The organism is Vibrio sp. V12_P9A6T4, assembly GCF_963874835.1.
Classification (GTDB): domain Bacteria; phylum Pseudomonadota; class Gammaproteobacteria; order Enterobacterales; family Vibrionaceae; genus Vibrio; species Vibrio anguillarum.
The window spans coordinates 1-21,430 of record NZ_CAWNJO010000031.1 but is presented as its reverse complement, the minus strand read 5'-3'; the positions used below and the strand labels follow the sequence as shown (position 1 = coordinate 21,430).

Annotated in this window: 21 protein-coding genes; 9 read left to right on the top strand and 12 right to left on the bottom strand. The window is 46.0% G+C overall.

Annotated elements, in window-relative coordinates; genetic code table 11:
- The first annotated feature begins 6 nt into the window (after positions 1-6).
- Together AACQ42_RS01900 and AACQ42_RS01895 are read left to right on the top strand one after the other, a co-directional pair.
- Complete coding sequence (locus AACQ42_RS01900) at positions 7-405, top strand: thiol-disulfide oxidoreductase DCC family protein (protein ID WP_013856435.1); 399 nt, start codon at positions 7-9, stop codon at positions 403-405.
- A gap of 5 nt (positions 406-410) precedes the next feature.
- A complete protein-coding gene (locus tag AACQ42_RS01895) occupies positions 411-1,121 on the top strand; it encodes an SDR family NAD(P)-dependent oxidoreductase (protein ID WP_094128939.1) in 711 nt (236 codons plus the stop codon).
- Here the strand turns inward: AACQ42_RS01895 and menE are convergent.
- The 6 genes from menE to AACQ42_RS01865 all read right to left on the bottom strand — a co-directional run bounded on the left by menE (position 1,068) and on the right by AACQ42_RS01865 (position 8,369).
- On the bottom strand, positions 1,068-2,576 hold the full coding sequence (gene menE / locus AACQ42_RS01890; RefSeq protein ID WP_094165981.1) for an o-succinylbenzoate--CoA ligase: 1,509 nt from the start codon (positions 2,574-2,576) through the stop codon (positions 1,068-1,070). The genes AACQ42_RS01895 and menE overlap by 54 nt on opposite strands.
- On the bottom strand, positions 2,567-3,565 hold the full coding sequence (menC, locus tag AACQ42_RS01885) for an o-succinylbenzoate synthase (protein WP_094151948.1): 999 nt from the start codon (positions 3,563-3,565) through the stop codon (positions 2,567-2,569). Before menC ends, menE begins: the two co-directional genes overlap by 10 nt.
- A 94-nt stretch (positions 3,566-3,659) precedes the next feature.
- Positions 3,660-4,526 carry a 1,4-dihydroxy-2-naphthoyl-CoA synthase gene (gene menB, locus AACQ42_RS01880; protein ID WP_026027256.1) on the bottom strand — a complete coding sequence of 289 codons (867 nt, stop codon included), beginning with the start codon at positions 4,524-4,526 and terminating at the stop codon, positions 3,660-3,662.
- Between the two features lie 45 nt (positions 4,527-4,571).
- Entirely contained in the window at positions 4,572-5,360 is a 789-nt protein-coding gene (gene menH, locus AACQ42_RS01875) for a 2-succinyl-6-hydroxy-2,4-cyclohexadiene-1-carboxylate synthase (RefSeq protein ID WP_094165980.1), read from the bottom strand.
- Positions 5,350-7,065 (bottom strand): 2-succinyl-5-enolpyruvyl-6-hydroxy-3-cyclohexene-1-carboxylic-acid synthase, encoded by a 1,716-nt coding sequence (gene menD, locus AACQ42_RS01870; protein WP_094165979.1) that lies wholly within the window; start codon positions 7,063-7,065, stop codon positions 5,350-5,352. Before menD ends, menH begins: the two co-directional genes overlap by 11 nt.
- Positions 7,062-8,369: an isochorismate synthase gene (locus AACQ42_RS01865; protein WP_094165978.1), complete on the bottom strand. Its 1,308-nt coding sequence runs from the start codon at positions 8,367-8,369 to the stop codon at positions 7,062-7,064. Before AACQ42_RS01865 ends, menD begins: the two co-directional genes overlap by 4 nt.
- A 217-nt stretch (positions 8,370-8,586) precedes the next feature.
- On the opposite strand from AACQ42_RS01865, the gene AACQ42_RS01860 reads away from it, so the two are divergent.
- From AACQ42_RS01860 to AACQ42_RS01850, 3 genes are all read left to right on the top strand, one after another.
- Positions 8,587-9,801 (top strand): pyridoxal phosphate-dependent aminotransferase, encoded by a 1,215-nt coding sequence (locus AACQ42_RS01860; protein ID WP_013856428.1) that lies wholly within the window; start codon positions 8,587-8,589, stop codon positions 9,799-9,801.
- Positions 9,802-9,922: 121 nt separating this feature from the next.
- Positions 9,923-10,507, top strand: a complete 585-nt coding sequence (gene yfbR, locus AACQ42_RS01855; protein WP_026028390.1) for a 5'-deoxynucleotidase — start codon at positions 9,923-9,925, stop codon at positions 10,505-10,507.
- Positions 10,508-10,565: 58 nt separating this feature from the next.
- Entirely contained in the window at positions 10,566-11,891 is a 1,326-nt protein-coding gene (locus AACQ42_RS01850) for an anti-phage deoxyguanosine triphosphatase (RefSeq protein WP_029388086.1), read from the top strand.
- Positions 11,892-11,940: 49 nt separating this feature from the next.
- On the opposite strand, the gene AACQ42_RS01845 is transcribed toward AACQ42_RS01850, so the two are convergent.
- A complete protein-coding gene (locus AACQ42_RS01845; protein ID WP_064625702.1) occupies positions 11,941-12,549 on the bottom strand; it encodes a tRNA-uridine aminocarboxypropyltransferase in 609 nt (202 codons plus the stop codon).
- 3 nt (positions 12,550-12,552) lie between these two features.
- On the opposite strand from AACQ42_RS01845, the gene rrtA reads away from it, so the two are divergent.
- Positions 12,553-13,146 carry a rhombosortase gene (gene rrtA / locus AACQ42_RS01840; RefSeq protein ID WP_094151276.1) on the top strand — a complete coding sequence of 198 codons (594 nt, stop codon included), beginning with the start codon at positions 12,553-12,555 and terminating at the stop codon, positions 13,144-13,146.
- Positions 13,147-13,210: 64 nt separating this feature from the next.
- Here rrtA and sohB read toward each other — a convergent pair whose 3' ends face one another.
- The gene (sohB, locus tag AACQ42_RS01835; RefSeq protein WP_026028392.1) at positions 13,211-14,272 is read right to left on the bottom strand and encodes a protease SohB; all 1,062 of its coding nucleotides are present in this window, start codon (positions 14,270-14,272) and stop codon (positions 13,211-13,213) included.
- A 90-nt stretch (positions 14,273-14,362) separates the two neighbouring features.
- Here sohB and AACQ42_RS01830 point away from each other — a divergent pair, with 90 nt between their 5' ends.
- Positions 14,363-15,106: a YciK family oxidoreductase gene (locus tag AACQ42_RS01830; RefSeq protein ID WP_094165977.1), complete on the top strand. Its 744-nt coding sequence runs from the start codon at positions 14,363-14,365 to the stop codon at positions 15,104-15,106.
- Positions 15,107-15,236: 130 nt separating this feature from the next.
- Here the strand turns inward: AACQ42_RS01830 and AACQ42_RS01825 are convergent, their stop codons facing one another.
- A complete protein-coding gene (locus AACQ42_RS01825; RefSeq protein WP_013856421.1) occupies positions 15,237-16,181 on the bottom strand; it encodes a chemotaxis protein CheV in 945 nt (314 codons plus the stop codon).
- A gap of 90 nt (positions 16,182-16,271) precedes the next feature.
- A complete protein-coding gene (gene mlc / locus AACQ42_RS01820; protein ID WP_013856420.1) occupies positions 16,272-17,489 on the bottom strand; it encodes a sugar metabolism global transcriptional regulator Mlc in 1,218 nt (405 codons plus the stop codon).
- A gap of 279 nt (positions 17,490-17,768) precedes the next feature.
- Here mlc and pyk point away from each other — a divergent pair, with 279 nt between their 5' ends.
- Positions 17,769-19,217 (top strand): pyruvate kinase, encoded by a 1,449-nt coding sequence (gene pyk, locus AACQ42_RS01815; RefSeq protein WP_017045267.1) that lies wholly within the window; start codon positions 17,769-17,771, stop codon positions 19,215-19,217.
- An 18-nt stretch (positions 19,218-19,235) separates the two neighbouring features.
- On the opposite strand, the gene AACQ42_RS01810 is transcribed toward pyk, so the two are convergent.
- Both AACQ42_RS01810 and cydH read right to left on the bottom strand, forming a co-directional pair.
- Complete coding sequence (locus AACQ42_RS01810) at positions 19,236-20,435, bottom strand: patatin-like phospholipase family protein (protein ID WP_094165976.1); 1,200 nt, start codon at positions 20,433-20,435, stop codon at positions 19,236-19,238.
- A gap of 18 nt (positions 20,436-20,453) precedes the next feature.
- Positions 20,454-20,543: a cytochrome bd-I oxidase subunit CydH gene (gene cydH / locus AACQ42_RS01805; RefSeq protein ID WP_094123948.1), complete on the bottom strand. Its 90-nt coding sequence runs from the start codon at positions 20,541-20,543 to the stop codon at positions 20,454-20,456.
- 134 nt (positions 20,544-20,677) lie between these two features.
- Here cydH and AACQ42_RS01800 point away from each other — a divergent pair, with 134 nt between their 5' ends.
- On the top strand, positions 20,678-21,262 hold the full coding sequence (locus tag AACQ42_RS01800) for an outer membrane beta-barrel protein (protein ID WP_176429701.1): 585 nt from the start codon (positions 20,678-20,680) through the stop codon (positions 21,260-21,262).
- The last annotated feature ends 168 nt before the right edge of the window (positions 21,263-21,430 follow it).

Here is a 21,430-nt window from a genome sequence, read left to right as displayed (position 1 = left end):
ATACATATGAGTACCCCATCTTTAGTGATTTTTTTCGATGCGCAGTGTCCTTTATGCTGCAATGAAATGCGTTCATTAAAAACCTTCGATCACCATGGTCGGGTTCAGCTTATCGACATCAATGACGGCGATGCTATGCGTAGCTTTCCTTCTATCGACAAAAGCAAGGCGTTATCGATACTGCATGGCTTAGATCAACAAGGCAATCTGCTTTATGGGCTGGATGTGACCGTTCTAGCTTGGCGTTTAGTCAACAAACATCGCTGGTTATTCATCACGCGCTTGCCCATCCTAAAATGGATTAGCGACCAAATTTATCTCCTTTTTGCAAAACATCGCATGTCGATATCTCGCTGGTTTAGTCATGCTCAATGCCGTAATGGCGTTTGTAAAAACAGAGAGTGATAACAATGAAATACCTCATTATTGGCGCCTCAAGCATCATCGCCCAAGCTTTTATAAGGGAGCTCAAAGCGCAGACTTTAGCGCCAGAAATCGTTACCGTCTCAAGACAAAAATATCTCGCCCAATCCTCAAGCGAACATTTTCCAACCGACTACAGTATCGAATCAACGGCCTTGATTGCCAAAACATTGGCCGACATCGGGCATAAGTTCGATCAAATTGTGTTTTTTAATGGGCAACTACACAACGGCACCTATACACCGGAAAAGCGTATCTCAAGGTTTGACGAGTCTTACTTTCAATGGCTTTTACAATGTAACGTTTTGAGCCAAGTGCGTTGGTTTCAATATTTACCATCACTTATTGATCGTCAATCTTTTGCAAAAATTACGGTTTTTAGCGCGCGGATAGGTAGCTTAGAGGATAACCACAGTGGCGGCTGGTACAGCTATCGGATGAGTAAAGCGGCGCTAAATATGGCGACGAAAAGTTTTGCGATAGAGCTAGCTCGCACTCATCCCAACACACAAACTATTCTGTTTCATCCGGGAACCACCGACACCCCGCTTTCTAAACCATTTCAGCATAATGTGGCTAGCGATAAGCTCTTTGAACCGGAGTTTGTGGCTAAGCAACTTTATCAACTACAGCAAAAGGAAATGTTAGATAAGCCCGTCTGTTTTGTGGATTGGCAGCACCAGACCATCAAATGGTGATCGCTCATTGAGTGGTCGATAACGCAGCTGATGTTCGGTGAGCCATGTTTTTAAGGTCTTGCGCGATATTTTAATACCCGTTTCGCTCAAGTGATTTGGTATTAAAAAATAATCGAGAGGATATTTGAATCTTTCAAGCTTGCCATTGAGCCACTGCTCTAACGCCGCTTTTTCAGGCATCGCTTGGCATTGCAGCACAGCCACGCTGCGCGCGCCAAACTCATCATCATGCACAGGGATCACCATCGCTAAAGCAATGTCGGGGTGGTGAGATAATACCGCTTCAATCTCTTCACAATGAATGTTTTCGCCTCCAGAGATAAATTGGTTATCAACGCGGCCAATAATGCACAGCTCATCATTCTGCCAATGGCCAAGATCTTGGCTGTCGAACCATCCTTGTTCATCGATAAGAAGCGTGATTAAGCCTTGTTGGTAATAGCCACTGGATATGGTTTCACCGCCAATGAAAATGCGCTGGCCTTGTAGTTTCACTTGCCGTTTAGGTAGCACGTGGCCAACACTCTGGCTTGCGTTAACACGTTTTGCTGTGACAGTGGAAGCCGCTTCCGTCATGCCATAACCCACCCAAGTTTCAATGCCATGCTTTGCCGCCTGCTGGGCGAGATAGTTTGGGATATGGCCTCCGCCAAGCAGCACGTGCGTTAATGCGAGTGGTGTTTTACTGTCTAATAAACGCTTCAGTTGAGTAGCAACCAATGAAGCATGCGTGACATGAATTATATCTTGGGTGAGATCGCCGCTGCCGACTTTTAAGCAAGCACCAGCGACTAGCCAGCGATAAATAATGGCTAACCCAGACACATGATACATCGGTAAACTCAGCAGCCACGTATCATGGCAACGAAATGAAAATACCTCAAGTAAACCACTGGCTGACGACCAATGCTGCTGAAAAGTATGAATAACGGCTTTAGGAACCCCAGTAGAGCCAGAAGTAAAGATGATTGAGGCAAACTGTGTCTCAGCCTTGTTTACCATAGCGTTCGTAGGCGGCGAAACATGTTCGTTAGTAATATGTTCATGAGTAAAAAGCCGGATGTTAGCGTCAGCGAGCAATGAAGCTAGCTCACTCTCCTCAAGCTTAGCTCCTTCACCTAACCATAACCAATGTGGTTGATTCTCTCCGTATAAGGTACTGAGTTTCTGTTTCAGCAGCATCACAGGTTGTGGCATGGTGATGGCGCAGATCACGCCAAGTTTTAACGACGCAAGGTAGATTAACACTAACTCAAGGCTGTTCTTACCCACTAACGTAAGCACATCTTGGTTCTGCAAACCTTGTTGCTGCATTGCAAAAGCATAAGCGTCAATACGGTTCGTTAACTGCTGCCAAGTGTAGGTTTGATTCGCCGTACGCAATGCGATCGCGTGCGGCGTATACAAAGCATGTTGTTGCCACGGCTTTTGGCAAAAGGAAACGCCTACTCGCATTGAGATTGCCAAACCACCGTTTGCTGCGCGAGCGTTTGTATCGGCAATGCGCTGCTGGGCCATGCGCTTTCGAGTTGTGCTTTAAACAAACTAATCGTATCTAGCCCCGGAATTTCATTAGGCAGTTGCCACTGCGCAAAACGAGCTAATTGGCAAAGCCCTAAGCTCGATTCGATGCTAGAGCTAATAACGGCTTGAATGCCTAATGTTTTAGCTTTTTCAATCAAAGCGATACAGCGCTGTACCGACCCAATCAAGGTCGGTTTAATCACAATGGCTTTCGCTCCCGTCAGATCTTCTAGCTGAAAATCTGCACGGCGAACGGCTTGCTGTAAGGTTTCATCCCACGCAATCGCAATGCCCGTATTGATAGCAAAAGCCAAGCTGTCACTGGGAGATGGACACGGCTCTTCCAAAAACGCAATGCGTTGACGCAGCGAAGGAGAGACATATTGGGCAAATTTTTCAGCTTTAGAGGGTGTCCAAGCTTGGTTAGCATCAAGACGCAATTGCAAATCAGGCATGGATTCTAAAAACAGATTTACGATCATCCCATCGCGAATCGCTTCGTACAGCCCAACTTTAATCTTCGCAACTCTATGATCGCCCGGTAGCGCGTTCAGAAGCGGGATCAGTTCATCAGGGTCTCCCGAGCACAAAGGTGCTGCGTGATAGTGTCCGGCTTGAGGCAACCCACCATTCAGCTCTAACTCCGCCATCGACAAACCAAAGGCAACAGAAGGAAAAAGATCATCATAGGTAATAAGCTCACCACTAACCCAAAGCTGAAGCTGCGCGATTAACTGCTGCTGTGCTTGCTCAAGTGACTCTAAACTGAAACCGGGTAATGGGGCAACTTCACCCAACGCTGAACCGTGATCATCTTGTAATTCAATAATCAGACCTTCACGTTCTACCAGCTTCTGATTGCGGAGAATAACGCCGCTATCCATCGGTAAACAGTAGCGATACAGTGTTGCTCTGCGCATAATTTCAACCTTTTGTTCGATATTCGACTTTGTTCATTGAGACCACTAGCCCAAATCATCACGGAAAATTGGATGATTTGAGCCGATTTTACGCTTAAGGATTACGAGGGAATTTATTGAAATCAGGGCGGCGTTTTTCATTGAAGGCATTGCGCCCTTCTTGCCCCTCTTCTGTCATATAGAACATCATGGTTGCGTTACCCGCCAGTTCTTGCAAACCTGCTTGGCCGTCACAATCTGCGTTGAGCGCTGCTTTCAAACAGCGCAGCGCCATAGGGCTATGCTGCAATACTTCACGACACCAGCGAACCGTCTCTTTTTCTAAATCAGCTACTGGCACAACCGTGTTGACCAGCCCCATGTCCAACGCTTCTTGAGCATCATAAAAACGGCAAAGGAACCAAATTTCACGCGCTTTTTTCTGCCCAACGATACGAGCCATGTAAGACGCACCCCATCCACCATCGAATGAACCCACCTTGGGCCCTGTTTGACCAAACTGGGCATTTTCTGCCGCTATAGTTAAATCGCACATCATATGCAGCACATGGCCACCACCGACAGCCCAACCAGCAACCGCCGCAATTACAGGTTTCGGACAGGTACGAATTTGGCGTTGGAAATCGAGCACATTGAGATGATGCGTACCGGACTCATCACGATAGCCGCCGTAGTCGCCACGAATTTTTTGATCGCCACCAGAGCAAAATGCCGCTTCACCAAGACCAGTTAGAATGATCACGCCAACTTGCTCATCATAACGCGCATCGGCCAGCGCACTGATCATCTCTTTAACCGTTTGTGGGCGAAAGGCATTACGCACCTGAGGGCGGGCAATCGTAATTTTGGCAATGCCATCTTGCGATTTGTGATAGTGAATATCTTCATATTCGGCGCTGCAGTCACTCCAGATGACTGGTGCATACAATTCTTGTTCAGTAATACCGACTGTTTTAGCCATGGTGCTTTCCATTGTTCTATTAATTATAGTTTTTGAACCAACGCGTTAGCATTGGCTGATAAACTCTTGAATAAGATGAGCAAATACTTCGGGCTGCTCATAATGGACATTATGCCCCGCAGCCCGCACTTGGCGATATTCGAAACCGCTTTGTTGTGCCAGCTGAACAAACTTACTGTCCTTCTCCCCACAAACATAGACCATTGGCAATGCGACTTGCTCAAGTTGTGCGAGCAGATAAGGCTGCTTTGCCAATGAAGTCGAAAGTAGCATGTGAGCCACTGCCACCCCAAGATTAGCACTGCGTTGAGTGACTAAAGTTTGTCTTTGCTCATGATTTAATGAAGAAAAAACGGGTTGACGATACCAATCGACCAAAACTCGCTCAATCTGCTCAGTTTGGAAACGATGTGCCCAATGGTGATCATTTTTCAATCGTTGTTCACGTTCAAAAGAACTCTGCAAGCCGAAGTGGCCACCCTCAACGATCAAACCTTGAATATTCAACGCCGAAAAACGCTGCATCGCCACGCCATACATTGCCAGCCTTCCACCAAGTGAATAGCCCACCAATACGATAGGTGTTTTTTCGCCAAGCTGCTTAAGCACGGTTGCAGAAATGTGAGCGCAGCACTCATCAAAATCATCACATAAGAGAGACTGACTACCGCCATGACCGGGAAGATCAATCCATAATTGCGAGTATGGCGAAAGGAAAAGCGCCGTTTTCGACCAATCTCGCCCACTGCCTAGTAAACCATGTAGAAAAACCACCACAGGCTCGACCGACGTCGAACCTGTGGTGGTGCTGCAATAAAAACGACTACAAAGCATAGACTTGCTGGGTAAATTGTGTGATTTGCTCACCGGCTTGCCCAGACGGCGTGGTCACTTCAACCAATAAGGTGCCAGTACCCTGCTGTAAATGTTCACGGACCAAGCTTTGATAAGCAGATAAGGTTTGCGGACAAGCATAACCTAAACGAAACTGCCGTGCGGCGTGTTCAAATTGGTAGCCATGGGGCATTTGGTACAAGGCGGTTTTGTGCGTTTTGGGAACGGGTAATAGATCAAAAATAGCGCCACCATCATTATTCACCACCACCAGCACCAGAGGCGTGCTGACTTGGCTAAGCAGAGCTAGAGAATTCAGATCATACAGCAATGACGTGTCACCAATAAATACCAACATTGGATTATGATTGGCTCGCTGTACTCCTGCGGCGGTTGCCACTAAGCCATCAATGCCCGAAGCGCCTCGATTGGAGTAAACCGAACGTCCCTCAATTTGAGCAAACATATCGGCTAAACGGACGAACAAACTGTTGCTGATAAACAGATCAGCCCCTTCACTACGCTCTGCCATATCGAGCGCTAAACCAATCTCTGTAATAGAAGAGTCACCGTTCAAATGCAGTTTGGCTAGTTGGGCAATCTCTTGCGCCACACTTTTCAAGCGATCCGCCCAACCCGCTTGCGCCGCACCTAAGGCGGTCAATTTGCCAATATGCTGATCAATCCACAACGTAATATCGGTGACAAACTGCTGTTGCATGAGATGGTTTTGATTATTACGTGCCATTTGAGGTGAAACGTAAATGTACTGCACGTTACCCGCGTGAGCATGGCTAGCTAACCATTGAGTAAGCCGTTTCGAGACCAGCCGTGAACCGAATTGGATCACCACCTCACTTTCACTCAGTTGCTCACGTGCTCGCGCATTTTGTAACCACAAATCAAAATGCGCCCATTCGCTGCTCACGCCTGACTGTGGATCGCACAAGACTGGCCAGCCAAGTTTGTTGGCAAAATGCTTTGCCTTCTTCGCTTCAGCTAATGTCAACGAACCAAGAATCACCAGCCCTTTTTTATTCAGCCATGCACCATCATCTAAGGGTTTTGTTTCGGTTTGGTACTGGCGAGAGCTGAATGTTTGCTCACGCCGACGCCACGGTTCAATAACAGCTAAATAGTCCGCGTAGAGATCTACATCATGTTCGGCATAAAGTGGTTCGGGAAAGGGGCAGTTAATCTGTATTGCGCCCCCCACGTGAGATTGGTTAGCCATCGCGTCATCCACAGTGGTTAATAGCCAAGTCAATGGAACAGCTGTCGATGGACTGGGTAAATTCACCGCCTGCGTGACATGTGATGAGTAAATACCTACTTGATTGATTGCTTGGTTCGCACCGCACCCCACTAGCTCAACGGGCCGGTCAGCAGTGAGTACGACGAGCTTTTCACCCGTGAGGTGTGACTCAGCAATCGCAGGCAGTAAATTAGCCGCCGCTGTGCCAGAGGTGACAATCACCGCAACTGGTTTTTGGCTCGCCTTGGCAAGACCTAAAGCAAGAAAGCCCAGCCCACGCTCATCAAAGTGAGTATGGATTGAAAGCTTGTGATTGGCGGCCGCCTCTAAGGTCAACGGTGTCGAGCGTGAACCCGGTGCAATACAAATCTCTTGCACCCCAAGTCGAGTAAGTTCCTCAAGTAGCGTTTGGCTCCAAATTCGGTTTAGCACCGCTTGGCCATGTTTCATGACGCTACTCCTAACGGTAAATGATCGCTGATCAAGCTCAGTAAGGTTGACATTTTTTTGTCCAGTTCTTGCCATTCATGCTCAGCCACTGAGCCAGGAACAATGCCCGCTCCGGCAAACAGTTGAACTTGATTCTCCACCAGCAAGGCGCTGCGAATCGCCACACAAAACTCTGCTTGTTGATGGCTAATATAACCGACTGAACCGGCATACCAACCACGGGCAAAAGGCTCATTGGCCTGAATAAAATCCATTGCTGCTTTACGCGGCAGGCCTGCCACGGCAGCGGTCGGTTGTAAAGCGCTCAGCAGTTGTACACCATTCACGCCCTTTTTCAGCTGCGCATGGATACCCCGTTTTAAATGTTGCACTTTGCGCAAACGCACTAAACGGACGTCCTGTTCCACATCAACCCTTTCAGAATGAGGCGTTAACCGTTCAATAATGTCATCCACTACATATTGATTTTCATTAAGATTTTTACTGTCTTGAGTAAGCCAATGAGATAACTCCATGTCTTGGCTCGCATTTTCTCCTCGACCTATAGTTCCAGCTAGTGCTTCGGTATACAAAGTCTGCCCTTGGCGAGCGTACAAACGCTCAGGTGTCGACCCCATAAAGCTGTGTTTTTGATCAAATGCTAATAAAAAATGAAAACTGTGATGATTGTGCGCCGCACTTGCCTTAAGCAACTGCGCCGCGCTTAACGGCTTATCTAAACTGAGTGTCGTTTGCCGCGCGAGTACCACTTTCTTAAACGCTTGATGACCAATTCCCTCAAGCACTTGATTGACCAACTGCTGCCACTTCACCTCATTAGGTTGATGGGTGACCTGTTTTATATGTGACATCATGCCACGTAACGGACTAACTTCAAGTTGCAGTTTATGCAGTGCGACCAAGGTTCGTTGGCGTTCAGCGGTAATATTCGCCGCCAATGACCATTGACCATCACAGCAAATCAGCTCAATTTGCGGTAAAAAGAAAAATGAGGATAGACAACGGCGATTTTTGTCCGTATGCCCATCAAAAGAACGTCCACCCCAAACTCGCTGCTCCTGACCAAGAATAGCGTAGGCAGGTTCAGCCTCAGAAAAAGTATACAGCTGACCTAATGCCACTACTTCTTCGCGCGTATCACGTGACTGCCAATAAAATTTAGGGAAAATGGGTTGCGCTTCAAGCCAATCAATTGGCGCGAAAGGGGGAGCTTCTTGCAGTATTTGTACAAAACGAACGTCATCATCCTTCGCGTCGTTTATTTGCTCGATTAACCGAGCAATAGCTTGATGAAAATGCGACAAATCGACCTCGAAAACATTGAGACACGGGCTCTACTGACGGCTACTCTATTTAGAGAGGGAAACGAAATCAAGGTTACGAGTTATCTTTTGCAGATTCCTGTGATAACGGGCATCTTCATCTGTATCCTAAAAGCGTACAGTGGCAGATTTTTATTCTATCAAACATCAATTTAGTGTAGTTTAATAAAGAAATTATTTATTTTTCAGGAATTATACAATGCAAAATATCGGGATGTCGTCAAAACTCGACAATGTCTGCTATGACATTAGGGGTCCTGTACTCAAACATGCTAAACGCATGGAGGAAGAGGGGCATAAAATACTGAAGTTAAACATTGGTAACCCCGCCCCATTTGGCTTTGACGCCCCAGATGAAATCCTAGTTGATGTGATCCGTAATCTGCCTACTTCACAAGGCTATTGCGACTCAAAGGGGATCTATTCCGCGCGCAAAGCCGTGGTGCAGCACTACCAGAAAAAAGGGCTGCGTAGCCTAGATGTAGAAGATGTTTACATCGGTAATGGTGCTTCAGAGCTTATCGTGATGGCGATGCAAGCGTTGCTTAATAATGGCGATGAAATGCTTGTCCCTGCTCCTGATTATCCATTATGGACCGCTTCGGTCGCCCTCTCCGGTGGCACTGCTGTGCATTACTTGTGTGATGAAGAAGCCGATTGGTATCCTGATCTCAACGACATCAACAGTAAAATCACGCCCAAAACACGCGGTATTGTGTTGATCAACCCCAACAACCCAACAGGTGCTGTCTATAGCCGTGATTTCCTGCTGGAAATTGTTGAGATTGCCCGCAAGCATAAATTGATCATTTTCGCCGACGAAATCTACGACAAAATCTTATACGATGGTGCAACCCATACGCCCATTTCAACACTGGCTGATGACGTTTTAATGGTCACTTTTAACGGCCTGTCAAAAGCGTACCGTGTATGCGGGTTCCGTGGTGGTTGGATGTTCCTTACCGGGCCAAAACACATTGCCAAAGGTTATGTGGCTGGTTTGGAAATGCTTGCCTCAATGCGTTTGTGTGCCAACGTGCCCATGCAGCATGCGATTCAAACCGCATTAGGTGGCTATCAAAGTATCAATGAGCTGATTTTACCCGGTGGCCGACTGCTCGAACAGCGCGACCGCGCGTGGGAATTGATCAACCAGATCCCCGGCGTCTCATGTGTCAAACCTAAAGGAGCCATGTACCTGTTCCCGAAAATCGACACGAAAATGTACAGCATTAAAGATGACCAAAAAATGGTACTCGACTTCTTAAAACAAGAGAAAGTGCTATTGGTTCAAGGAACGGGCTTTAACTGGCCAAAACCGGACCACTTCCGCATTGTCACCTTACCGCATATTGAAGATTTGGAAATTGCCATTGGCCGCTTCGAACGTTTCTTATCGACCTACAGTCAGTAGCATTCTGACGTAAACTTCCATATGCTAAACGGGCGCACTTTTCGATACTAAAAGTGCGCCCGTTTTCTTTTAATCGCCAATTTTTCTCTTGGTCCCCAAAACAGCAAGGATGTTTATTGCAATGAAAGAGAGTCACTTTTTTGCTCACTTAGCCCGAATGAAGTTAATTCAACGCTGGCCTTTAATGCGATCCATCTCCAGTGAAAATATCTCTGAACACAGCCTACAAGTGGCATTTGTCGCTCACGCTTTAGCCGTAATCAAAAACAAAAAATTTGGCGGCAAGGTCAACCCTGAACGGATTGCGATTTTAGGTATGTATCACGATACCAGTGAAGTGTTGACGGGTGATCTTCCGACACCAGTTAAATACTACAACCCCGATATTGCTAAAGAATACAAAAAAATAGAAGCCGCTGCCGAACAAAAACTGCTCTCGATGTTGCCTGAAGAGCTGCGTGAGGATTTTGCTCCATATCTCGTTTCAGACGCCGCGCACCCTGAAGATGTGGCGATAGTCAAACAGGCAGATTCACTCTGCGCCTATCTCAAATGCTTAGAAGAACTCAGCGCGGGCAACCATGAATATGCGCTGGCCAAAAAACGTTTAGACGTCACCTTACGAGATCGCCATACACCTGAGATGGAGTATTTTCTCAATACCTTTGCCCCTAGTTTCGAATTAACGCTGGACGAGATCAGCTAACTCACGCTAAGTTACTTGTTAAGTGTTTGAAAAACATAAATGTACTGCAGGAGATGGCATGGATATATCCATTGACCCCAAATGGCTTGAACGCCAAGATGATGAGCATAAAATCCGCCGCGATGATCACCGCAGCCCTTTCCAACGCGATCGGGCACGTATTCTTCACTCGGCAGCATTTCGTCGCTTGCAAGCCAAAACTCAAGTACATGGCACTAGCTTGAATGATTTCCATCGCACTCGCCTCACTCACTCCTTAGAAGCCGCGCAACTCGGCACTGGTATAGTGGCGCAAATTAAACTCAAGCAACCAGAGTTTCGTGATTTGCTGCCTTCGGATAGTTTGATCGATTCCTTATGCCTAGCGCATGATATCGGCCATCCTCCTTATGGTCATGGCGGCGAAGTGGCGCTCAATTATATGATGCGCGATCACGGCGGCTTTGAAGGCAACGCGCAAACCTTTCGAATTGTGACCAGCTTAGAGCCCTACACCGAACACCATGGTATGAACCTGTCGCGCCGCACTGTGCTGGGCTTATTAAAATATCCTGCACTGCTGAGCCAAACTCGCGCCGTACAGCAACCCAATGCAGTCGCTCACCAGCGTCAGTTGAAAGCTAAAGAGTGGTCGCCCGCTAAGGGAATATACGATTGCGATCACGCGATTTTTTGTTGGGTAACGGAGCCGCTCTCTGCGCAAGATAAAGCCCTGCTCAGTCAAATGCGTGGTCAGCCCGCAACGCCTTATCAACATCACAAGACTCGCTTTAAATCACTCGATTGCTCAATCATGGAGCTGGCCGATGACATTGCCTACGGCGTGCACGATTTAGAAGATGCCATCGTGCTTGGCATGGTGACTCGCCAACAGTGGCAAGAGGCCGCAGCCTCGAAACTGGCCGAATGCGGCGATGCGTGGTTTGAAGAACACATCGCTTCCATCAGTGAAATGCTGTTTGCAGGCAAACATTATCGTCGTAAAGATGCGATTGGCGGGATTGTTAATGCGCTACTGACTAGCATTCATATTCAAGCCGTTGATGCGCATTTTGAGAATGAATTACTCGCCTTCAACGCCTATTTAGAACCCAATATGGCCGCCGCGCTGGAAGTACTGAAATCATTTGTGAACCAATATGTGATTCAAATTCCGCAAGTGCAGCGTTTTGAATACAAAGGCCAGCAGATCATCATGGATCTATTTGAAGCACTGAGCGCCGATCCTGAACGCTTACTGCCAGAAACAACGCGCGGTAAATGGCAAGCCCAAACTAATGAAGACGATGGTATGCGCGTCATCTGTGACTATATTTCGGCTATGACCGATGGCTATGCGCAAAGGCTCCATCAACAACTGTTCTCAGCTCATAATCACTATTAATGGCTGGTTGAGTGGTAGCTTCTGCCACCGTTACTCACTGATATAGCGGTTACTCACTGATATAGTTTTGCTTAAAAACCCCAGCTGGCATTTGGCTAATTTGAAAGGCAACCATCGCATCAAAAGCATCAAGGAGCGGTTGAAAATTTTGCCGAGGCTCAAGCAATGACAAGATATGAAAACCAGCTTCAACGGTCGATAAGCTGTTTTCACTCGGTGCTTTACGAATGCGATAATTGCCTTTGAGATCGGTCGGCAAGTGCAAACACGCTAGCGAATGTAAATTGCTCGAGAGTTGCCACATTTTATACGCTTTCTTCCAAGTACCATCGAGTAAAATAACTCGTACTTTTCTGGTATCAGCGTTGATGTTCATAGCCGACACGGGCTGCGCAGTCTCATGCGGGTAAAGTACATAGTTGAGCACATCCGGCTCAGCTAAGCACTCATTCAGCTGAGTGTGCTGGCTAAAATCTTCGGCAACAAAGCGCCTGCAATTGGCTAAAGATAAATCGAGAATTCGGGCTGTACCCATTGGGCGATGTTCTTCTGTCGGATGTTGAAGAATGATAAGCTCGACCGACGAGGAAAGCGGTACGATCAAAGAACAGATGCAGGCTTTTCGCGCTTTACCACATTGAGAACAGTATCGAGACATAACGTGAATTACTTTCGCCTTTGCTTACTAAACATAAACCATCAAAAAAATCGTTATTTTGCACTACTTGCTATCAGCTTGGTCTGCTTGGGGTTGCAATGGCCGCCACTGGCCGCCCTCAGTGCGTGGAATCGGCCTGCCATTGAAGCGGGCCAATGGTGGCGGATCCTAACAGGAAATTTCACACACACCAACTTTACACACCTTGGTATGAACCTCGCAGGGTTGTGGATTATCCATTTTGTGTTTCAGCCGAGCAGTAAAAAATGGTTAATCAGCCTTCTGGCAACCGGCCTGATGGTAGGCGTCAGCCTTTTTTTGAGCCGTATGCAAGTCTATGTCGGCCTTTCAGGCGCGCTCCATGGAATGTTTGCCTATTTGGCTCTACAAGAAGCACTGCAAGGGCGTCGCAGCAGTTGGCTGTTGGTGGTTGGTGTTATTGTCAAAGTTGTCTGGGAGCAAATTTTCGGCGCTTCAAGTAACACCAGTGAGCTTATTAATGCACGCGTGGCTATCGAAGCGCATTTAGCAGGCATGTTGGCCGGGTTGATACTCGCCATCGGTGAATGGCTGAGATCAAAAAAAACGGAGAAGTAACGCACTTCTCCGCTTAATACTCTCCGAAAAATAATCTGCCTGCTTCGAGAAAGACGCGCCTAACCTAAACGATTGGCCGTTGACCGCGACTGATCAATTTCAGAAGCACGCTATCAGCCGCTTCGCCCGCAACACCAGCCAATTTATCAGTCAGTTTTTTCTTCTGCACATAATGGATTGCCAGTACCGTTTTATCTTTACACGCAGCAACCACTAAGTCGTCAGAAGTTTTGATCTCATCGACTAAACCGAGCTCTTGAGCTTGAGTCCCAAACCAGTGTTCACCAGTGGCCACTTTCTCAAGGTCAAGCGCTGGACGATGCTCGCGGATAAAATCTTTAAACAGTTCGTGGGTCTCTTCGAGTTCTTGCTTGAACTTATCGCGCGCTTTATCACTGTTTTCACCAAACATAGTCAGCGTGCGTTTGTATTCACCTGCGGTCAATTGTTCAAATTCAATGTCATGTTTTTTAAGCAGTTTATTGAAATTAGGCAACTGTGCAATAACGCCAATGGATCCAACAATCGCAAAAGGAGCGGCCACAATTTTATCAGCAATACACGCCATCATATAACCACCGCTGGCGGCCACTTTATCAACTGCGATGGTTAGGGGTAACCCAGCTGCTTTAATGCGATCGAGCTGCGAAGAAGCCAAACCATAACCATGCACCATGCCACCGCCAGTCTCTAAACGCAGCAACACTTCATCACCTTGGCGAGCAACGGCGAGAATGGCGGTCACTTCCTCGCGTAGCGAACTCACTTCTTTGGCATCAATACTGCCGTTGAAATCCAAGACAAAGAGATGCGGTTCACGTTTGGTATCTAACGCTCCCTCTTTGGCCGCTTTTTTGATCGCTTTGTCACGTACTTTGTTTTTCTCTTTTTCGCTTTTCTTTTCTGCTTTATCGCGAGCCTTCAAGAAAGCATCATCGTGCAGATGGTGTTCCATCTGCTCGACCATTTCTTTATGACGCTCGGTTAAATTCACCACTTCCAGCTCGCCTTTCTGCGCGCTGTTTTTTCCGCCCACTGATTTCACAATGACCAATAGCACAACAAGAGCGACGACGATTGTCGCAATCTTGGCCAAAAATAGGCCGTAGTCCAATAAAAATTCCAACGTCCTAATCCTCATAGGTTTTGATTTGGTGTATTGTAACCACCTTGTCACGAAGACTTAAAGCAAATCATAACAATAAGGAAGCACAAGGTGGATTATTCAGTTTCTGCAGATGCCCTCAAAGATAGAGTCATTTTAGTTACAGGTGCTGGCGACGGTATCGGAAAACAAGCCGCTATCAGCTATGCAGCCCACGGCGCAACCGTCATTTTGCTCGGCCGCACGGTGAAAAAGTTAGAACAAACTTATGATGAGATAGAAAACGCTGGCTACGCAACACCTGCGATTGTTCCGCTGGACATGAAAGGAGCCACCAAGCAACATTACCTCGATATGATCGATACCATTGCAGAGCAGTTTGGTCGCTTAGATGGCGTGCTACATAACGCGGGGCTTTTGGGTGTGATCAGCCCGTTTGATCAGATCGGTGAAGATTCTTATGACGATATCATGCAGGTCAACGTCAAAGCGCAATTCTTACTCAGCCAAGCGGCGCTGCCATTGCTGCACAAATCTCCAGATGCGCGGATTGTATTTACGTCTTCAACCGTAGGCCATGATGGTCGTGCTTTTTGGGGCACTTATGCTATGTCAAAATTCGCCACAGAAGGGATGATGCAAGTGCTAGCTGATGAGCTAAGCAACACATCAATTCGAGTGAATGCAATTAATCCCGGTGGCACGCGCACAGGCATGCGCGCCAAAGCTTATCCCGCTGAAGATGTGGAGTTGTTGAAAACGCCTAAAGATATCATGCCGCTTTATCTCTATTTAATGGCGCCGGAAAGCCAAGCCGTGAATGGTCAATGTATTGATGCACAACCGAAAAAGTAATGGCTTAGCTTTTTTTAATATTTCAATGCCTTGCCTCATCAGCAAGGCATTGTCGTTTGAGGTGAACGTTACTATTTCATGTCGGCACATTACATTAGAGACGACTTTATTGTAATGATGGCTAAAAATCTTACGAAAGCACATCACGCAATCGGTCTTGTGCCACTTGTACTAATAAATCGGGTTGGAATTTAGAGATAAAACGATCACAACCCACTTTTTGTACCATGGCTTCATTAAAGCTGCCACTGAGTGACGTGTTTAACGTAATAAATAGTGATTTCATTCTCGGATCATTACGGATCTCGGAAGTCAGTTTATAGCCGTCCATTTCTGGCATTTCAGCATCGGTGATCATCAGTAAAAGCTCACTCGTTACATCTCTTCCTTCATCGCTCCACGACTTCAGAAGATTCAATGCTTCTAAGCCATCTCTGCATTCGACAATTTCCAAACCAAGCTGTGAGAGCGTCCCTTTTATTTGGTTACGAGCCGTTGAAGAATCATCCACAATCAGAATTTTTCGCCCGACCATCTCCGCAACCAAATCATGATCAAGAATGCCTTCTGAGATAGAAACATCATAATCAATAATCTCAGCTAACACTTTTTCAACATCAATGATTTCAACAATATGGCTACTGTTGACCTCTTTAACATGGGTGATAGCGGTAAGGTAATTAGACCGGCCAGCTAAACGCGGTGGTGGCTGAATTTCAGTCCATGCGGTATTGATAATATTGCGAACTTGCCCAACCAAAAAACCTTGAATGGTTCGATTGTACTCTGTGATGATGAGGTTCTGTTCCTGGCTATCCAAGCGAGATGGAGGAAAACCGATCGCACTGCGCAAATCAATGACAGGAACTGGCACTCCCCTCAATGAGGCTACACCCGTAATATTATGATGAGAACCGGGCAATTTCGTTAACTGAGGAACTTTGATCACTTCCCTCACCTTAAATACATTGATCGCAAAAATTTGCCGGCTATTTAAGCTGAATAAAAGCAACTCAAGTCGATTCTCTCCGACAAGATTGGTGCGCTGGTCAACCGTATTTAAAACACCTGACATACGAAATCCCGAAAATTATAGTGAACTCACATAACAGTATAGCCATATGGGTTAATTGTAAAAAATATAAATGATCTAACCGCGAAAAAATTAACCTTCGACAACTTTCATCAGCAAAAGTCCATCATAGAGAGCTTGTTTAATCAAAGCCGCACCGGGCATGGTTGCCTGTTTATAAAAACGTGATTCCACTAATTCGAGATCTTGATGATAGACAGGTAAGCTCTGCTCTTCGATGCATTTTTGCAATGCAGGGTATAACACGTTCTTAGCTTGGTTGATAACACCACCGATAAGAATTTTTTCTGGGTTAAACAGGTTGATCACAATTGCGATTGCGGCCCCTAAATAACGCCCTAGTTTCTCTATCACATCCACCGCTAATGGGTCACCCTCTGCTGCGGCCTCACAGATATCTTCAATAGTGATTTCACTGTGCTCAGTCAATGATGAAACCTCACCGTTTGCAATACGCAGCGCCACTTCTTCACGAATTGCTTGCGAACTGGCGACTGTCTCCAAACAGCCAATATTGCCACAATGGCAACGTTTACCATGCGGATCAATTTGGATATGACCTAACTCACCGATATTCCCGTGCCGACCTTGCAGCACCCTGCCATCAAGGATAATGCCAGCCCCTAAACCGTGGTGAATAGAGATAAGAACTGAATTTTCATTGCCTTGCGAGTGGCCAAACAACTTTTCAGCCAGTGCCCAAGCTCGGGTATCATTCGCCACAAATACAGGTAGGCCCGTCGCCTTATAAATTTCAGGACCAAGAGCCAGATTTTCCACATTGTAATGAGGCATCTGCAGTACAATCCCTTGCTCTGAATTCACTAAACCGGGCAAGGTAATTGCGATACTAGTCACTCGATCCAATTGCGACGAGTAGGTTTGAAAAAACTCTTCAATTTCGTAAAGCAACCTAGCGAGCACGTCATCTTGGTCTAGCTCATGGATCTCAATTTTGGTGTCGATCAACACTTCACCACCCAACTCATGCAGGGCAATAATTAGGTAACCACGCCCTAAACGCATGGATAAAAATTGCCATCCCTCATTATTGGTTTGTAAACCAACGGCTGGGCGGCCACGGCTGATCGCTTCTTGTACTGTCGTTTCATGGATTAAATGAGCTTCAATTAACTCACGAGTAATTTTGGTAATACTTGCCGGAGCAAGCTCACTCTCCTTCGATAAATCGATGCGAGAAATGGGACCTTTTTGGTCAATGAGTTTATATACACGACCAGCATTGACCTGTTTGATATGATCAATATGGCCTGGTTGCGCCATATACATTGGGAGCTCCAGAAATCAATAACATGCCAATTTTTTTACTTTGCGAAGTAATTGTGAAGCGCTTTAGTATATTGCCGTGACAAGCATCACGGATATACCTAGATCTTCGTGTATTTAGCCAATAAACGGCCATTTGTTTACATTCAAAAAATATGAAACTCCTCTTTTTTTGTGACAAAAATCATCTGACACCTGTCGATAAATTTCACTCTTATCCCCTTTCTTTCGCCAGATCTTGCATATACTCAATCTAGATTCCCGCCCCATCAGGAGAACACAATGACCGCTGTGTTAAGAAGAACAAAAATCGTGACTACTTTAGGCCCATCAACAGACAAAGGCGAGATATTAGAGGCGATTATCAAAGCTGGCGCAAATGTTGTGCGCATGAATTTTTCACATGGTAGCTCCGAGGACCATAAACTGCGAGCGCAACGAGTAAGAGCTATCGCGGCTAAGTTGGGTCGCCATGTCGCTTTACTTGGTGATTTACAAGGACCAAAAATTAGAGTCTCCACATTTAAAGAAGGAAAAGTCTACTTAAATGAAGGTGACCGATTTGTTCTTGATGCAGAGCTCCCCCCAGGGCAAGGTGACCAAGACTCGGTTGGCATTGACTACAAAAAACTACCACAAGATGTGCAACAGGATGACTTGCTGCTATTGGACGACGGACGAGTACAACTACTCGTTACAGCAGTCGATGGTGCTAAAATACACACCATAGTCACCGTCGGTGGTCCACTTTCAAATAACAAAGGCATCAACAAAAAGGGTGGCGGTTTATCGGCGGAAGCGCTGACCGAAAAAGACAAACGAGACATACTACTCGCCGCCGAAATACAGGTTGAATATCTAGCCATTTCATTTCCTCGCAATGGCGAAGATATGAAATACGCTCGCCGCCTCGCTCGTGATGCAGGCCTTGAGGCCAAGCTCGTGGCGAAAGTGGAACGGGCAGAAACCGTGGCCAGTGATCACAATATTGATGACATCATTATGGCCTCCGATGTGATCATGGTCGCTCGTGGTGACTTGGGGGTAGAAATTGGTGATCCTGAGCTGGTTGGTGTGCAGAAAAAACTGATCCGCCGCGCTAAGGCACTCAATAGAGTAGTGATCACCGCAACACAAATGATGGAGTCAATGATAGAGAACCCAATGCCAACCCGCGCGGAGGTAATGGATGTTGCCAATGCGGTGCTTGACGGAACCGATGCGGTGATGCTTTCAGGTGAAACTGCTGCTGGTAAATACCCAGTAGAAACGGTTCGTTCGATGGCCGAAGTGTGTGTCGGCGCGGAAAAAATGATCGAAGCTAGCCAACAAAATTATCGAATCGATACTTCGTTTGTGACTGCTGAAGAGACCATCGCGATGTCCACTATCTATGCGGCCAATCACATGGAAGGAATCAAAGCCATGGTGACTCTGACCGAATCAGGAAGAACAGCGCTTATGACCTCACGCTTAAATTCTGTACTGCCTATCTTTGCTATGTCACCCAATGAACGAAGTTTAAACCGCTGCGCTCTATATCGGGGAGTCACACCCGTCTATTTTGATACCAAAGCAGACACTGGTTTTGATGTGGCCGTTGCAGCTCTCAATACGCTTAAGGAGAAAAAATTGTTAGAGTTCGGTGACTTAGTGATCATCACTCAAGGTGACATTATGGATGTCGAAGGGTCAACCAACTGCATGCGTATCCTGCCGGTCCTTGAATAACCCGTGATCCCCGTTGACTTAATGGTCGCGGGGAAAATAATCCGATGATGCAATACGGGACTGATATGCCGACTGCGCTTGGTTAAATTGATCGATAAAGCGATAACCCGCCGTCAGTCCCAGCTCATAATCATAAAGCAGATCTTCTTGACTGCTTAAGAGAGATCTTGACCTCAATGGTTCGCTGGGCACAATCTGTAGGATGTAAACATCATCCGGCGGCGCACGCAAAAATTCTTGAGTAAGAGAATAAGTTTGGTAATGCACCATTAACATATCCGCTAACCCCGAATCAAACTTGTCACCAATTAAATGACTCAAGCGATAAATATCATCAGCGCCAAATAACCAGCGTCCACCATTGAGTAGCTCCAAATTCATTTGCTCACGTTTTTGTAGCTTAGAACGTTCTATTTGTTGATGGAGAAGACCACTCCACTCTTGCTTCCAGTAAGACAATTTTTGTCGCCACTGACCTTGAATATTTTGCAAAGGTTCATGTAACCAATGAGCCTCGTTGTAAGGCTTAGCAGAAGGCAACGGCTTCATCGGTAACCCACTCTCTACCGCGTCGACATCAGGGCATTCAGTGCGGATTACCGCGACAAAACGGGCACCTCTACGCCATGCCTCCTGAACTGGAATTGATGCCGATACTCCACCATCAATATATAGGTCATCACCCAGCTTGACTTCATGCGGATATAAGCGGGGAATCGCACAGGTGGCAATCAACACCTCTCGCCAGTTACTTTCTAATATCGGGAAATAATGGTCGTGGAGTGAGTGTGCTGAGGTAACAGCAGCATAAGCTTTTCTTTTCGCAAGGACTTGGGCTCCCATATCGACATCCAACCGATAAGGAAATTCCGATATGCGATCTAAAGCCCAATCCAAGTTCATGAACTGCTTACGCCGAACGTAGCTAAATAGATTAAAAAAATTAGCATCCGTGGTGAGTTCTAAAATAAAAGCCTTGCCTAACCCATGCTGACGGCATAGGTAAGCGCACAAATTCAATGCACCTGCAGAGGTGCCATAGAATTCATCAAAGGGGTCAAAATTGGAAAGAAGCAACGCATCTAACACACCTGCGGTAAAAATACCTCTTTGGCCACCACCTTGGGCAACCAATGCATTTTTTCCTCCAATGTACTTCGAGAGCCGATCTAAATCCGCTCTCGTCTCTTTATCAGAGATAGTTCCACTAGTGTTCATCAGCAGAACCCTCGTTGATTAATGGCTGATAGCGATCAAACCAAAACCGACGAGAATAGTAAAGACCGTTGCAGTAATCACTAATGCGTATTTTAGATCAAGTTCCATAGCCACCTCCTATCAGATAACAAAGTAATAACATCAGTGTGAAGTATCTTCAAGAATCGTTGGTTTTTCGTGCACAATTATGGAGTTACCATCACAATAACCTAATCGTTAAAAAGTGGCTTAGGTTAATAATTATGCATCAATATAATAAAATCATTCTTATCATCGGAGCTTTATCTGCTCCCTATGCACAAGCGCAAGTCATCATTTCTCCCTTTTTTGGGTATATCATTGGGGGGGAAGTCGAGGATCAAACCAGCAATGAATACGATTTAAAAGCTTCCTCTGGTTATGGCCTCGCTATAGAAACTGATTACGAAAAAGGCCGAATTGGTCTGTTTTATGCCACTCAAAACACCGCTGTTGAAACCATTAACGCGGATGCCAACATCCATTATCTCCACTTTCAAAGCAGCATTTATTATCCGACAAGCCAACAATTGACCGCTTATATAGGCCTAGGTATCGGTGGTTCTTATACGGATGTTGACTGGGCTAAAGATAAATATGGTTTTTCTTCAAGCTTGTTTGGGGGTTTTGAGTATGCCTTTACCGATAACATTGCGCTGAATAGCCAAGTGCGTTGGTTAGGTACCTCTGTTGACAACGAAACTTCAGCAACCTGCACACTGCCCTCTTCAGAAACGTGCGCGATTCGTTTTAAATCTGATTGGATCAATCAATTTTCGGCTAATATCGGCCTAACAGTTCGTTTTTAAACCAAGATAAAATTGTGGTGTGATTCACTAGTGAGTGTATGTTTTTCAGTCATACACTCTTCGACAAAAAATAGTTTTATCATTTATATTTTTTAGACAACGAAGTTATAAATTCCATTCTTATTAAAAAATGACGTTCATTCCACCTAAATACCAATTAATTAACAA

Bases quoted from the DNA above. Each gene is read 5' to 3' on its own strand.
- menE (WP_094165981.1), bottom strand. From the start codon at position 2,576: ATGCGAGTAGGCGTTTCCTTTTGCCAAAAGCCGTGGCAACAACATGCT.
- mlc (WP_013856420.1), bottom strand. From the start codon at position 17,489: ATGTATATGGCGCAACCAGGCCATATTGATCATATCAAACAGGTCAAT.
- AACQ42_RS01860 (WP_013856428.1), top strand. From the start codon at position 8,587: ATGCAAAATATCGGGATGTCGTCAAAACTCGACAATGTCTGCTATGAC.
- menB (WP_026027256.1), bottom strand. From the start codon at position 4,526: ATGGCTAAAACAGTCGGTATTACTGAACAAGAATTGTATGCACCAGTC.
- AACQ42_RS01845 (WP_064625702.1), bottom strand. From the start codon at position 12,549: ATGTCTCGATACTGTTCTCAATGTGGTAAAGCGCGAAAAGCCTGCATC.
- AACQ42_RS01810 (WP_094165976.1), bottom strand. From the start codon at position 20,435: ATGAACACTAGTGGAACTATCTCTGATAAAGAGACGAGAGCGGATTTA.
- menH (WP_094165980.1), bottom strand. From the start codon at position 5,360: ATGCTTTGTAGTCGTTTTTATTGCAGCACCACCACAGGTTCGACGTCG.
- AACQ42_RS01895 (WP_094128939.1), top strand. From the start codon at position 411: ATGAAATACCTCATTATTGGCGCCTCAAGCATCATCGCCCAAGCTTTT.
- menC (WP_094151948.1), bottom strand. From the start codon at position 3,565: ATGCGCAGAGCAACACTGTATCGCTACTGTTTACCGATGGATAGCGGC.
- pyk (WP_017045267.1), top strand. From the start codon at position 17,769: ATGACCGCTGTGTTAAGAAGAACAAAAATCGTGACTACTTTAGGCCCA.
- yfbR (WP_026028390.1), top strand. From the start codon at position 9,923: ATGAAAGAGAGTCACTTTTTTGCTCACTTAGCCCGAATGAAGTTAATT.
- cydH (WP_094123948.1), bottom strand. From the start codon at position 20,543: ATGGAACTTGATCTAAAATACGCATTAGTGATTACTGCAACGGTCTTT.
- AACQ42_RS01825 (WP_013856421.1), bottom strand. From the start codon at position 16,181: ATGTCAGGTGTTTTAAATACGGTTGACCAGCGCACCAATCTTGTCGGA.
- menD (WP_094165979.1), bottom strand. From the start codon at position 7,065: ATGAAACATGGCCAAGCGGTGCTAAACCGAATTTGGAGCCAAACGCTA.
- AACQ42_RS01850 (WP_029388086.1), top strand. From the start codon at position 10,566: ATGGATATATCCATTGACCCCAAATGGCTTGAACGCCAAGATGATGAG.
- AACQ42_RS01800 (WP_176429701.1), top strand. From the start codon at position 20,678: ATGCATCAATATAATAAAATCATTCTTATCATCGGAGCTTTATCTGCT.
- AACQ42_RS01900 (WP_013856435.1), top strand. From the start codon at position 7: ATGAGTACCCCATCTTTAGTGATTTTTTTCGATGCGCAGTGTCCTTTA.